Raw genomic sequence first — 12,404 nt, 5'->3', positions numbered from 1 at the left:
GACAGCCCCGCCGCGAGTTCGGCACAGGCCCACAGTGCTGGAACCCTGACGAGTCGACTGCGAAGGAATCTGGACAACCCGCCGGCGGGGAGACCTGGAATGGCCTTGCACAAAGGAATCCGGACAAGCCCGCGGCGAAGGAATCCGGACAATCTGCCGCGTGGCGAATCGGGCGAGCGCTCCTCGGCGGCTGCCCGGTGACTATGCGCTTCGCGCGTCGGCAGCACAGCGCTGCCTGCTCATGCCTCGCCGGACGCCAGGCGAATGTGACCTTTGCGCGAGGGCAAAACGGCGCCAGCTGCTCGTGCCTCATCGCCTCCTGGGCGGGTGTGCCCCGCGCGCGATGTCAGCACCCACCCTCCCGGGGGCCGCCCATGATCCAGTGTACCGCCCCACACCGACAAAACCTGCTGCTCAGCCGACCTATCCACACCCACCACAAGTTGTGGACAACCCCACCAAACCCCCACCTAACCCGCCCGCAACCGCTCCGGCCACCGCAACTCCAGCGGCTCGGCCGAAGACGCCCACTCACCACCCAGCTCCGCCAAAATCGAAGCCACCCGCCGCACGTCCGCTTCCGCGTACGGGCACGGCTCGGCGCGCAGGATGCCCCAAGCTTCGCGCACGTCGCGCAGCAATAGCCGCCGGTGGGTTTCCGCGGCGGAGTGGGCGACGCCGACCAGGGATTCCGCCAGGGAGATCGACCGACGGGCCGCGCGGAGCACCGACGTGCTTCGCGCGCGGGCGTCGCGCCGGGGGCGGCCGGACAGGACGGTCATGTTCGAGAACACCGCGCCCGCGGCGATGCAGCCGAAGATGCCACCCGGGAGGTCCAGCGCGCGTTCCACGGCGAAGTGCGCGAGGTCGTGCGGTAACCGGAACTTGCGCGACACCGAGGGCAGCCCGAGGACAACGCCGTCGACTCGGGTGAGCCGCGTGTACGACTCGCCGCGCGGGTCGTGGGAGAAGGTCACCAGCACCACCCGAGGATCGCGCCCCGGGTGGTGCGGTGCCAGCGAATTTAGCCGATGGCGCGCAGCGCGAAGTGCACTTCGATCGACGTCTGCTTGATCGTCTCGGCGATCACGAGCGAACCGTGGCCGGCGTCGTAGCGGTAGAACTCGTGCGGGGCGCCGCGGGAGCCCAGGCGGTCGAGGTAGTTCTCGATCTGCCGGATCGGGCAGCGCGGGTCGTTGTCGCCGGCCAGGATGAGGACCGGGGCGGCGACGGCGTCCACGTAGGTGATCGGCGAGCACTCGCGGTAGACGGCCGGCACGTCGGCGGGCGCGCCGCCGAACAGCGCGCGGTCGAAGGAGCGCAGCTGCTCCATCTCGTCCTCGTACGCGGCCACGTAATCGGCCACCGGAACGCCCGCGACGCCCGCCGCCCAGCGCGTGGGCTGCGTGCCCAGCGCGAGCAGCGACAGGTAGCCGCCCCACGAGGCGCCGTTGACGACGCACTTGTCCTTGTCGGACAGTCCACTTTCGACTGCCCAGTCCTGCACCGCGGCGACGTCCTCGAGCTCCGTCAGTCCCGGCCGGCCCTCGATCGCGTCGCGCCACGCCGAGCCGTAGCCCGTGGATCCGCGGTAGTTCACCTCGACCACCGCGAACCCGGCGTCGAGCCAGGTCGCGCGGTACGCGGAGAAACGGTCCTCGTCGGCGGCGTGCGGGCCGCCGTGCAGGGAGAACACCGTCGGCAGCGGACCGTCGGGCGCGTCGACCGGACGCGAAACCAGCGCGTGGATCTGCCCGCCGATGCCTTCGACGAACGCGTCGGTCACCGACGCCGAACCCGGCGCCTGCTCACCCGGCGGCGCCAGCAGCACGGCGTCGGCACCGTCGGCCGCTCGCCGGCGCACCGCCGTCGGCTCTGCGGCGCTGGACCACGAGTACTCGATCGTCCCGTCGGGCCGCACGCTCGCACCGCCGATCCGGCCGGGCGGAGTGTCCAAAGAGGACAGCTCGCTCTTGTCGAGATCGTAGCGGTACAGCGAACTCCGGCCCTGGTGGAAGTGCACCACCAGCAACGCGCGGCCGTCCGGGTACCACTCGGCCACGACCTCGCCGGGCAGGTCGATCTTGAGCTCGGTCTCGGTGTCCGCGCGCACGTCCCAGATCAGCAACTCCTCGCGACCGCGCCGCTCGTGCAGGACGAGCAGCCGCTGATCGCCCGGCAGGGGAGAGAACTCCAGCGCCGACAGGCCCTTGCCGTCGCCGTCCCACTTGTCGGCGACGGTCGCGAAGCCGTCCGTCGACAGCACGCGCAGCGCGGGGTGGCGCGAGTCGCCGTGCTCGGAGTGGGAGATGGCAACCAGGCTCTCGTCCCGCGAGAGCGACGCGACGCCGGCGTCGTCGGAGTGGCTGTAGAACCGCTTGGTCTCGTCGCCGATCTTCGCGAACAGTTCGCTGCCGTCGTCGGTCGAAACGCCGACGGCGATCACGCGCTGGCCGAGTTCGAGGCCGGCCGGGTAGCCGTCGTGCACTTCCGGCAACGGCTTGACCGCGGCGGTGCTGTCGCCGTCGAAGGGCTGGCTCACCCACGACCCGAACTCGTCGCCGTCGGTGTCGTCGAACCACCAGATCGCGGAGCCGTCGGGGGCGGGGGTGGCGTGGAGGGTGCCGTTGGGCCGGTCGGTGACGCGGCGGTGACTGTCGGTGGCGCGATCCCACGCGTAGACCTCCCAAACGCCGCTGGCGTTGGAGACGTACACGTTGGCGTCGGGGGCGTCGCGGGCCCATTCGGGCACGGAGATGCGGGCCGCGTGGAAGCGGGCTCGCCAGCGGGACTCGGCGTCGGCGTCGGCGAACAGGCGGTCGGGGACCACCGCGGGCGGATATTCGTTGCCTGACTGCGTGCTCACCCCTCGATCCTGCCACCTCCGGGGCCGTACTGTGTGCCGGGTGGTGGAGGGAAACCCGCGGGACGCGGAGTCGAGGCGAGCGGCACGCACGGCGGTGGAGCGGGCGGCGTTCGCCCAGCCGCTCTTCGCGCCGGGCATGCGGGTGGTCGACCTGGGCTGTGGCCCCGGCGCCATCACGCTGGGTTTCGAAGCCGACGGTTCCACAGTGGACTACTTCGAAGCGTCCCCGCTCGACCTCCCCTTTCCCGACGCCTCGGCCGCCGTCGCCTTCTCGCACGGTCTCCTCGAACGCGTCGCGGACCCCGTGGCCGTCCTGGCCGAGCTGCGCCGGGTGCTGCGCCCCGGCGGCAGGCTCGCGCTGTCCACTTCGGACTGGAGCCGCGCCCGGCTGCGGCCAAAGACCGCCAACGTCGACGCCGCCCTCCGCGGTTACTACCTCCTCCTGCGCCGCACCGGCGCCAACCCGTTCGCGGGCCGCGCCATCGCGGACCAGGTCTCCGACGCCGGCTTCACCGCCGTCGTCCCGCGCACCCGCCACCGCTCCGATCTGGCCTACCGCGACCTGGCCACCTTCGTCGAAAACGCACTGGCCACCGCCTTGGCCGACCCCGCGCACCCCGACCGCGACCAGCTGACCTCCGCCGCCCGCTCCGCCTACTCCTGGACGCGCACCGCCGGCCCCGGCGACTTCCTCCAGTGCTGGACGGAGCTCACCGCCACCCGGTAGCCCGCTCGCACCCGCGGCGCCGAAAACGGGGCTCACCACCAGCGCTCCCAGGCCACCGTCGACCTTCGGCTATCGCCACAACCCCGGCTGCACCGAGTTCGGCGTCGTATACACGCACCTCAACATCGCCAACGCGATCCGCCAAACGCCCTCACGGCCTTCCTCCCCCCATACCTCACCGATCCGCACCTCACGACCATGACCGCCGCGCAGGTCACGCGCCTGACCTTCGAGTTCGGGCAACACCAACACACCGTCACTGATGATCGACGACCGCTGCGACCGGCTGATCTTCGATACCCGACGTTGCCAACGCAACCACGCGCCGGGGGTCCAGGGGGCGAAGCCCACCTGGCGGGGGTCTGGGGGTTCGACCCCCAGAAGACACACGAGGAAGGCCCCTAGTCCGCGCTTTCCGCGGACAAGGGGCCTCCGGACTTACTCGTCGGGGTGGCGGGATTTGAACCCACGACCTCCTCGACCCGAACGAGGCACGCTACCAAGCTGCGCCACACCCCGAGGTACTGCTTAACGGGTCGTGGAGAAGTTTAGCGGATGGTCTTGGCGGCTTTGCGCGGGGCTGTCGTTACGGCGTCTTCCGCGCTGACGCCGCGCGGGACCAGCGTCAACAGGCTGGCTTCCGGCGGGCAGGCGAAGCGCGCGGGCGCGTACGGCGAGGTGCCCAGACCCGCGGAGACGTGCAGCCACATGTGCGCGCCCCAGCGAGAGGCGCCGCGGGCGCGGGTGCGGTCGAGCTCGCAGTTGGTGACCAGCGCGCCGTAGCCGGGCACGCGCAGCTGGCCGCCGTGGGTGTGGCCGGCGAGGACGAGGTCGTAGCCGTCCGTGGCGAACGGGTCGAGCACGCGCGGCTCGGGCGAGTGCGTGACGCCGAGCCGCACCACGGCGCTCGCGTCGGCCGCGCCCGCGATCTCGCCGTAGCGGTCGCGGTGCAGGTGCGGGTCGTCGAGACCGGCGGCGAACACGGCCCGGCCGCCGACGTCGATGGTGCGGCGCACGTGCGTGAGGTCGGTCCAGCCGTGCTCGACGAACGCGGCGCGCAGGTCGCGCCACGGCAGCTTGGTGCCGTGGATGCGCTTCTTCTTGCCCTTCGGCATGAGGTAGCGCGCGGGGTTCTTGGGCTTGGGCGCGTAGTAGTCGTTGCTGCCGAAGACGAACACGCCGGGCCGGTCGAGCAGCGGGCCGAGCGCGCGCAGCACCGACGGCACGGCCGTGCGGTGCGACAGGTTGTCGCCGGTGTTCACGACCAGGTCGGGTTCGAGCTGGTCGAGCGCCGCGACCCAGCGCTGCTTCGCGCGGTGTCCGGGCAGCATGTGCAGATCGGAGACGTGCAGGATCGTGAACGGCTTCGAGCCCGGCGCGAGGACCGGGAGCTCGGCCGTCCGGAGGGTGAACCGCCGCCGCTCCACCCCCACGGCGTAACCGAGGGTCGCGGTCCCGAGGGCGAGCGTCCCCACCGTGAGCTTCTTGACGGTGCTGGTGTTACTGAGCGTGCGCACGACCGCGAGGATACGTGTTCGACGGTGGTCCGCGTCGGCGCGGGGACACCGGGCTGCGGTGATCACGCAGCGTGCGCGCGAGCCTCCGGTTGCGTGCTCAACAGGTGGCTGAAGGCGGCCGGTTCGGGGGAACGGGCTGGTTGGCATCCGCGTCGGCTCGGTGACAGGTGGGCAAGCCGGGGCGAGCACGATGGAACAGTCCGGGCAGCACCGGATCGAGGCGTTGCTGGGCCTCTCGTACGACAACCTCGCACGACCGCGTGGTGGCGCTGAAGTGGCTTTCGGAGGCGTACATGGCCGACGAGAGGTACCGCGCGCGGTTCCGCCGGGAGTCGCGGGTGGTGGCGCGGCTGCGCGAGCCACACGTGATCCCCAGACACGCCTACGGCGAGATCGACGGCTACCTCTACCTCGACCTGCGGCTGGTCGAGGTAGAGGACCTCAAGGACATGATCGCGGCGGGACCGCTGGCGCCTTCGCGCGCGGCTGCCTTGGTGACGCAGCTGGCCAGCGTGCTCCTGCAGCTCGCCACCAAAAAACGCCGGCCGGGAGTCGAGGCTCCCGGCCGGCGTTCGGATCAACGTCCGGTGTACTTCGGATCCTCCGGTGGCAACGGGGCGATCGGCTGGCCGGCCATGATCTTCGACATCGCGCCGAACCAGGTTTGCGCGGGGGTTTTGCCGCCGAACATGTTGCCGGTGCCGCAGGTCGTGACGGTGCCGACGGAGCGGAAGCAGAGGCCACCGGAGCCGCCTTCGGGGCGGAAGACCATGGCGACGCCGGCCATCTGGGGCGTGCCGCCGACGAAGGTCGCGGAGCCGTTGTTCTGGGTGGTGCCCGTCTTGCCGAGGATCGGGCGGTTCCAGCCGACGGCCGCGGCCGCCGCGGCGGAGGTGCCACCCGGCTGGTCGTCCTTGCTCATGCCGACGACCATCGAGTTGGCCAGCCCCTCGGGAACGGCCTGCTGACACGCTTCTTCCTTGTACGACACGGGTTTCCCGTTGCGGTCGCTGATTCCCGCCAGCGGGGTGGGCGGGCACCAGACACCGCCGCTCAGCAGCGTCGCGGCGACGTTCGCCAGTTCCAGACCACTGGTCGGGCTGAAGCCCAGCGTGAACGCGCCGAAGCCGGGGCTCTTGTCAGTCGGGCCGTACGCCTTCGACTGCGACACGCTCTTCGGGTCCTTGGGGTCGACCGGGTTGCCGCCGGTGTCGCTGGCCATCGTGTTCTTCATCCCGAGCCGGCTGGCCATGTCGATGCCCGGGCCGGTGCTGCCCAGCCTGTCTTCGAGAGCCACGAACGCAGTGTTCGGCGAAGTCGCCAGCGCGCCCTGCAGCGTGTTGGAAGCGCCGTAGTGTCCGGCGTTTCCAACGCAATACCACCGCGACCGCAGCGGCGGGCCCGTCGGCGGACATTGGTCACCACCACCGGGGAACACGTGCGACACGTAGCCGTCGCCGACCGGGATGTTGCTGTAGATCCCCGCGATCCCCCGGTCCAGCACCGCCGCCGTGGTGAAGATCTTGTAGCTCGACCCCGCGCCGCCGGTGTTGTAGACGCCCGAAGGCAGCGCGTAAGTGGTCTGGCCCTCGTCCGCGTCGATCCCGTAGTCGCGGTTCGCCGCCAGCGCGACGACTTCGTGCCGCGTTTTCCCGGGCCGCACCAGGGAAAGCGTGTTGGCCACGTTCTTCTGCGTCTTCTTGACCTGCGTCTCGGCCGAGACCTTGGCTTCGTGGTTGGCTTTTTCGTCCAGCGTGGTCTTGATCGTGTAGCCGCCGGTGTACAGGTCGTCCTTCGAGAAGCCCGCCTTCAGCAGGTAATCCTCGACGTACTGGCAGAAGAAGCCGTTCTCCGGGCCGGCGCCGGTGCAGTTCGAGGCGGGCTTCGCGGGCGCGTCGGGGACCACGTTCAGCGGTTCGGCCTTGAAGCGCTCGGCGTCGGCCTTCGCGAGCTTGCGGTTGTCGACCATGCGGTCCAGCACGAGGTTGCGCCGCGCGGTCGCCTTGTCCGGGTGCTTCCACGGGTCGTCGCCGATCGGGTTGTTCACCAGGCCGGCGAGCAGCGCCGCCTGCGGCACGGTCAGCGCTTCCGGCGTGGTGTTGAAGTACGCGTGCGCGGCCGCGCCGATGCCGAAGATCTGGCGCGAGAACTCGACGACGTTGAGGTACCCGGCGAGGATCTGCTGCTTCGACAACTTCGTCTCGAGCTGGATCGCGATCCGCGCTTCCTTGAGCTTGCGCGCGAGCGTCTGCTCCTGCGCCTTCTCCTGGCCGGCCTTGTCGCCGCGGTAGACGACGTTGATCAAGTAGTTCTTGACGTACTGCTGCGTCAGCGTCGAGGCGCCCTGCGTGTCGCCGCCGGTGCTGTTGGACACCGCGGCGCGCAGCGTGCCCTGCCAGTCGACGCCGTGGTGCTCGTAGAAGCGCTTGTCCTCCACCGAGACCAGTGCCCACTTCATGGCCTCGTTGATCTGGTCCGCCGCGACCGGGATGCGGTACTGGTCGTACAGCGTCGCGATCGGTTTGCCACCCGAGTCGGTGATGGTCGTGACCAGCGGCGGCGGGATGTCGGCGAGGTCGGACGACGTCTTCTCCACCGTCTCGCTCGCCTGGTTCGAAGCCACCCCGGCCGCGCCCACCACGGGGAACAGGATTCCGGCGACGAGCACCCCCGCGAGCAGACAGAGGCCGATGAGCTTGAAGAGACCGTCCGTTTTGCGCACGCAGCCAGGGTACTGAAGACCGGTGGTGCCGCCGTGACCCTCACACCCGAGCGTGGCGGTCAGCGCCGGCCGGCGTCGGTCAACGGTGACAAAACGGACCCCAAGAGGTGACTTCCGGTAACGGAATGCATGCTAGGGCTTGGCGAGGGGAACCGACGACCCCTACAGTCCGTCAACGTCTCACGAAGAATTGCCGACGGACGGACCAGCGCGAGAGGGAGCTGTGCTGGGCTGAACGGAGGCAGCGGCACCGGGGAGGTGCCGTCACCGACGTGGGACGCAGAGGGAGACACGCTCGCGGGGGTGGGAGCGGGAGCTTCGCCTCCGCTGGTGTCGAACACCAGGGTAGGGAGCTGGGGGTATGGAGACCAACCAGTCGAGCTGGCGCGTGAGCGCTTCGTGCCGGGACGCCGATCCCGACGGGCTCTTCGTGCGCGGCGCCGAGCAGAACCGGGCGAAGGCCGTGTGCCTCGGGTGCCCGGTCCGCACGGAGTGCCTGGCCGAGGCGCTCGACGGCCGGATCAACTTCGGGGTCTGGGGCGGGATGACCGAACGGGAGCGTCGCGCGCTGCTGCGCCGGCGCCCGGACGTGATCAGCTGGACCGAACTGCTGGAAGCGGCGAAGCGCGACGCGTTGGAAAGCGCCCGCGTCAGCTGATCAGACGTGAGGGTCGCGCGCCGGACACCCGGCGCGCGGCGCTCACGAACTCTTCGCCAGTTTCGCCCCGATGTCGCGCAGGCCCTCGAGGTCGTGCACGTCGCCGGCCAGCGCCGGCACCCGCACCAGCGGCACCTCCGGGTGCGCCTTCGTGAACCGCGAAAGCAGCCGGTTCTCGCGTTCGGCCAGCGCCACTCGGTCGGCGTGCAACCGCAGCACGGCCTCGGCCAGCGGCGCGCTCGTGTCGCCCTTGTGCAACGACTCCGCGGCCGCGAGCGCCTCCGAAGCCGACAGCGGCGCCAGCACCGGGTGCGTCCGGTTCGCGACGAGCCCCGCCAGCGGCATCGACTCACTCGCCAGCCGCTCGACGAAGTACGACGCCTCGCGCAGCGCATCGGGCTCCGGCGCGGCGATCACGAGGAACGACGTGCCGCTGGACGCCAGCAGCTCGGCCGTTTTGCGCGCGCGTTCGCGGAACCCGCCGAACATGCTGTCGAAGGCCTGCATGAACGCCGACGCGTCGGCCAGCAGCTGGCCGCCGATGATCGTCGACACGGCCTTGGCGAACATCGAGAACCCGGCGCTCACGACCTTGCGCAGGCCCCAGCCGCCGGCCTTCGCGGGTCCGGTGAGCAGGCGGATCATGCGCCCGTCGAGCGCGCTGGACAGGCGCGTCGGCGCGTCCAGGAAGTCGAGCGCCGAACGGCTCGGCGGCGTGTCGACGATGATCAGGTCCCACTCGTCGGTGGCGGCGAGCTGGCCCAGCTTCTCCATCGCCATGTACTCCTGCGTACCGGAGAACGACGTGGAAATGGTCTGGTAGAAGGGGTTCTGCAGAAGCTGCTCGGCCCGCTCGGGCCCGGCGTGCACGCGCACCATGTCGTCGAACGTGCGGCGCATGTCGAGCATCATCGCCCACAGCTCGCCCTTGGGGTCGAACCCGTCGACCTGCACCTGCCGCGGGTGGTTGCCCAGCTCCCGCAGGCCCAGCGCCTGCGCCAGGCGGCGCGCCGGGTCGATCGTGAGCACCACGGTCTGCCGGCCGCGTTCGGCGGCGCGCAACGCGAGCGCCGCGGCGGTGGTCGTCTTGCCGACGCCCCCGGAGCCGCAGCACACGACCACGCGGTTGGCCGGGTCGTCGAGCAGGGCGTCGACGTCGATCGCGCTCTCGGCGGTGGTCATCAGCGCACCCCCTGAGCCAGCAGCGCTTCGGCGAGGTCGTAGAGCGCGGCCACGTCGACGCCCTCGGTGACCTCCGGTAGCTCCAGCGTCGGCAGGTCGGCTTCGGCGAGTTGCTCGCGCGCCCGCTGCTCGGCGGCCACGCGTACGGCGTGCTCCACGGTCTCCTCGACGAGCGCGTCGAGGGTCTCGTCGGGCAACTTCAGCCCGGCCGACGCGAGGCCGGAGCGCACGCGGCCGGCGTCGACGCGGCCGTCGGCGGCCGCGGTCACCGACCGCGCGGGCAGCCGCGGCGGGCGCACGCGGTTGACCATCACCGCGCCGGGCCGCAGGTCGGCGCCGTCGAGCTCGGCCACGGCCTCCACGGTCTCGCGCACCGGCATCTCCTCCAGCAGCGTCGTGAGGTGCACGACGGTCTCGCCGGAGTGCAGGAGCCGCACCACGCCGTCGGCCTGGCCGCGGATCGGGCCGGTCTTGGCGAGGTCGGTGAGCGCCTTGGTGACGTCGAGGAACTTGACCACGCGGCCGGTGGGCGGGGAGTCGACGACCACCGCGTCGTAGGTGTGGCGGCCGTCGGACTCCGTGCGGCCCACGCACTCCTTGATCTTCCCGGTGAGCAGGACGTCGCGCAGGCCCGGCGCGAGCGTGGTCGCGAACTCGATCGCGCCCATCCGCCGCAGCGTCCGGCCGGCGAAGCCCAGGTTGTAGAACATCTCGAAGTACTCGAGCAGCGCCGCCTCGACGTCGATGTGCAGCGCGCGCAGTTCGCCCCCGCCGGGGACGGACGCGATGCGCTGCTCCGCGTACGGCAGCGGCTCCGTGTCGAAGAGCTGGGCGATGCCCTGGCGGCCCTCGACCTCGATCAGCAGCACCCGGTGGCCCTCGCGGGCGAGAGCCAGCCCCAGCGCCGCGGCGAGAGTGGTCTTGCCGGTGCCGCCCTTGCCGGTGACGAAGTGCAGCCGGGCCCGGGTGAGCTCGTCGGGCCAGCCGGCGGAGGGTGTGGTCACGCCGTCAACACTAAACCGGCCCTCAGCTGGCGAGCACCATGACGCCGACCGCAGCCGCGGTCGCCGCGACGAGGGTCCAGGTGAGCGCGGCGGGCAGCACCGTCAGCGTGAGCACGCCCACCACCACGAGGGCCGTGAACGTCACGGCGCCGCCGATCGCGACCTGCGCCGAGCTGTTCACGCGGTCGCGCACCTTGGCCATCACCACGAGCACGAGCGGCAGCCCGGCCGCGGCGAGCAGGGCGGTCGCGACGATCCGCCACGTCTCCACCCCGCCAACCGTAACGGCTGTGACGGCCCTTCACAGACGCAAATTCCTTCAGTGCACTCTTCGCGGAACCAGCCGCCAAAACCAGCCGACCTTTGCCGACCAAAGCGCGAGATCGCGCCGGTGCTCAAAGGCGATCTCGCACGCCCCGGCGGAGCCGGGGCCAAAAATACAGCTACGCTCCCCGGTCATGAGCGCCACCAAATGGGAGTACGCCACCGTCCCCCTGCTGATCCACGCGACGAAGCAGATCCTCGACCAGTGGGGTGAGGACGGCTGGGAGCTCGTCACCGTGCTCCCGAACCCGAGCGGCGAACAGCACGTCGCGTACCTCAAGCGCCCGAAAGACTGAGGGGGAAACACACGTGACCTGGAGTTCCCGGCTCGCCGAGCTCGGCATCGAGCTGCCCGGTGTCGCCGCGCCGCTGGCCGCGTACGTGCCGGCTGTGCAGAGCGGCGCGCACGTGTACACGTCCGGGCAGCTGCCGTTCGTCGACGGCACGCTCGCCGCGACCGGCAAGGTCGGCGCGGAGGTCAGCCCCGAGGAGGCCAAGGGCCACGCCCGCACGTCGGTGCTCAACGCGCTGGCGGCGGTGCACGCCCTCGTCGGCATCGACTCGGTGGTGCGGATCGTGAAGGTGGTCGGCTTCGTCGCGTCCGCGGAGGGCTTCACCGGCCAGCCCGCCGTGATCAACGGTGCGTCCGAGCTGCTCGGTGAGGTCTTCGGCGACGCGGGCAAGCACGCCCGCTCGGCCGTCGGCGTCGCGGAGCTGCCCATCGGGGCGCCCGTGGAGGTCGAACTGATCGTGGAGGTGAAGTGATGGACCCCGACATCGAACAGTCCCTGCACGAGCTGCTGATCCGGCTGGCGGGCCGTACGCCCGACCAGTTGCTGTGGCGGTTCCGCGACTGGCTCGGCGAAGGCGCCATGGGGACGCTCGCGCGCACCCTGCCCAGGTCTTTGCTTAAGCACAGGATCGATTTGGACCAAACCGAGTACCGCCTGCTCGTCGCGGGTCTCATCCCGCACGGCGCCGACTGGCACCAGGTGAGTTCCACGCTGGGGGTAGACGACGTCACCGAGACCAGGTACACATTCACGCAGAGTGCGCCCGAATGGGTGAACTCCGTCGACTCTGTGTCCGTCTTGCTCCACGCAACGTTGCGGGGACGCGCGGATGTGGGGGAAGTGCGGCAAAGCTGGCGACACCTCGGTGTGGTCGGTGAGGGTGGGGCCAAGCGTGTCCTGCTGGTGACGGCGACGTCGGGCCTGCCGAGGCTCACCGGCGAGCTGCAGCGGGTGCTGCGGGTGCTGGGGGACGAGGAACCCAGCGTCGAGGTCATCCCGCCGCGCTTCGACCTTCCCGGGTACCACCGGGCCGCGCTCGCCAACTCCGAGCTGGTCTGCGTCGGCGCCGCGGGCTCCGGTAATCGACTCGTCGCCGCTTAACGCTCGTGCC

General features: G+C 70.7%; 12 protein-coding genes and 1 tRNA gene. 5 read left to right on the top strand and 8 right to left on the bottom strand.

Annotated elements, in window-relative coordinates; genetic code table 11:
• Nucleotides 1-470: 470 nt before the first annotated feature.
• Together ACIA77_RS08140 and ACIA77_RS08135 are read right to left on the bottom strand one after the other, a co-directional pair.
• Nucleotides 471-977, bottom strand: a complete 507-nt coding sequence (locus ACIA77_RS08140; protein ID WP_395885082.1) for a hypothetical protein — start codon at nucleotides 975-977, stop codon at nucleotides 471-473.
• Between the two features lie 47 nt (nucleotides 978-1,024).
• Nucleotides 1,025-2,866: a prolyl oligopeptidase family serine peptidase gene (locus tag ACIA77_RS08135; RefSeq protein ID WP_395885081.1), complete on the bottom strand. Its 1,842-nt coding sequence runs from the start codon at nucleotides 2,864-2,866 to the stop codon at nucleotides 1,025-1,027.
• A 40-nt stretch (nucleotides 2,867-2,906) separates the two neighbouring features.
• Here ACIA77_RS08135 and ACIA77_RS08130 point away from each other — a divergent pair, with 40 nt between their 5' ends.
• Nucleotides 2,907-3,593: a class I SAM-dependent methyltransferase gene (locus ACIA77_RS08130; protein ID WP_395885080.1), complete on the top strand. Its 687-nt coding sequence runs from the start codon at nucleotides 2,907-2,909 to the stop codon at nucleotides 3,591-3,593.
• A gap of 445 nt (nucleotides 3,594-4,038) precedes the next feature.
• Here the strand turns inward: ACIA77_RS08130 and ACIA77_RS08125 are convergent.
• From ACIA77_RS08125 to ACIA77_RS08115, 3 genes are all read right to left on the bottom strand, one after another.
• Nucleotides 4,039-4,112, bottom strand: a tRNA-Pro gene (locus tag ACIA77_RS08125).
• A 29-nt stretch (nucleotides 4,113-4,141) separates the two neighbouring features.
• Nucleotides 4,142-5,110, bottom strand: coding sequence for a metallophosphoesterase (locus tag ACIA77_RS08120; RefSeq protein ID WP_395885079.1), 969 nt, complete (start codon nucleotides 5,108-5,110; stop codon nucleotides 4,142-4,144).
• A gap of 577 nt (nucleotides 5,111-5,687) precedes the next feature.
• Nucleotides 5,688-7,832: a transglycosylase domain-containing protein gene (locus ACIA77_RS08115; protein ID WP_395885078.1), complete on the bottom strand. Its 2,145-nt coding sequence runs from the start codon at nucleotides 7,830-7,832 to the stop codon at nucleotides 5,688-5,690.
• Between the two features lie 361 nt (nucleotides 7,833-8,193).
• Here ACIA77_RS08115 and ACIA77_RS08110 point away from each other — a divergent pair, with 361 nt between their 5' ends.
• Nucleotides 8,194-8,490, top strand: coding sequence for a WhiB family transcriptional regulator (locus ACIA77_RS08110; protein WP_204092828.1), 297 nt, complete (start codon nucleotides 8,194-8,196; stop codon nucleotides 8,488-8,490).
• 42 nt (nucleotides 8,491-8,532) lie between these two features.
• On the opposite strand, the gene ACIA77_RS08105 is transcribed toward ACIA77_RS08110, so the two are convergent.
• From ACIA77_RS08105 to ACIA77_RS08095, 3 genes are read right to left on the bottom strand one after another with little or no spacing between them, the layout of a single operon-like run.
• A complete protein-coding gene (locus ACIA77_RS08105; protein WP_395885077.1) occupies nucleotides 8,533-9,672 on the bottom strand; it encodes an ArsA family ATPase in 1,140 nt (379 codons plus the stop codon).
• Entirely contained in the window at nucleotides 9,672-10,676 is a 1,005-nt protein-coding gene (locus ACIA77_RS08100; RefSeq protein ID WP_395885076.1) for an ArsA-related P-loop ATPase, read from the bottom strand. The genes ACIA77_RS08105 and ACIA77_RS08100 overlap by 1 nt, the downstream gene beginning before the upstream one ends.
• A gap of 22 nt (nucleotides 10,677-10,698) precedes the next feature.
• Nucleotides 10,699-10,947: a hypothetical protein gene (locus tag ACIA77_RS08095; protein ID WP_395885075.1), complete on the bottom strand. Its 249-nt coding sequence runs from the start codon at nucleotides 10,945-10,947 to the stop codon at nucleotides 10,699-10,701.
• A gap of 187 nt (nucleotides 10,948-11,134) precedes the next feature.
• Between ACIA77_RS08095 and ACIA77_RS08090 the strand changes: the two genes are divergently transcribed.
• Genes ACIA77_RS08090 through ACIA77_RS08080 form a run of 3 tightly spaced genes read left to right on the top strand, consistent with a single transcriptional unit; the run spans nucleotide 11,135 to nucleotide 12,394 of the window.
• Nucleotides 11,135-11,296, top strand: coding sequence for a DUF4177 domain-containing protein (locus tag ACIA77_RS08090; RefSeq protein WP_005466698.1), 162 nt, complete (start codon nucleotides 11,135-11,137; stop codon nucleotides 11,294-11,296).
• A gap of 13 nt (nucleotides 11,297-11,309) precedes the next feature.
• The gene (locus ACIA77_RS08085; protein WP_395885074.1) at nucleotides 11,310-11,765 is read left to right on the top strand and encodes a RidA family protein; all 456 of its coding nucleotides are present in this window, start codon (nucleotides 11,310-11,312) and stop codon (nucleotides 11,763-11,765) included.
• Nucleotides 11,765-12,394 (top strand): hypothetical protein, encoded by a 630-nt coding sequence (locus ACIA77_RS08080; RefSeq protein ID WP_204092833.1) that lies wholly within the window; start codon nucleotides 11,765-11,767, stop codon nucleotides 12,392-12,394. The genes ACIA77_RS08085 and ACIA77_RS08080 overlap by 1 nt, the downstream gene beginning before the upstream one ends.
• Nucleotides 12,395-12,404 lie beyond the last annotated feature (10 nt).

The organism is Amycolatopsis sp. NPDC051903 (assembly GCF_044452505.1).
Classification (GTDB): Bacteria; Actinomycetota; Actinomycetes; order Mycobacteriales; family Pseudonocardiaceae; genus Amycolatopsis.
This window is presented reverse-complemented; position numbering and strand designations above follow the sequence as displayed.

Excerpts from the sequence above, each read along its gene's own strand:
- ACIA77_RS08110 (WP_204092828.1), top strand. The coding sequence starts at position 8,194 with ATGGAGACCAACCAGTCGAGCTGGCGCGTGAGCGCTTCGTGCCGGGAC.
- ACIA77_RS08090 (WP_005466698.1), top strand. The coding sequence starts at position 11,135 with ATGAGCGCCACCAAATGGGAGTACGCCACCGTCCCCCTGCTGATCCAC.
- ACIA77_RS08105 (WP_395885077.1), bottom strand. The coding sequence starts at position 9,672 with ATGACCACCGCCGAGAGCGCGATCGACGTCGACGCCCTGCTCGACGAC.
- ACIA77_RS08080 (WP_204092833.1), top strand. The coding sequence starts at position 11,765 with ATGGACCCCGACATCGAACAGTCCCTGCACGAGCTGCTGATCCGGCTG.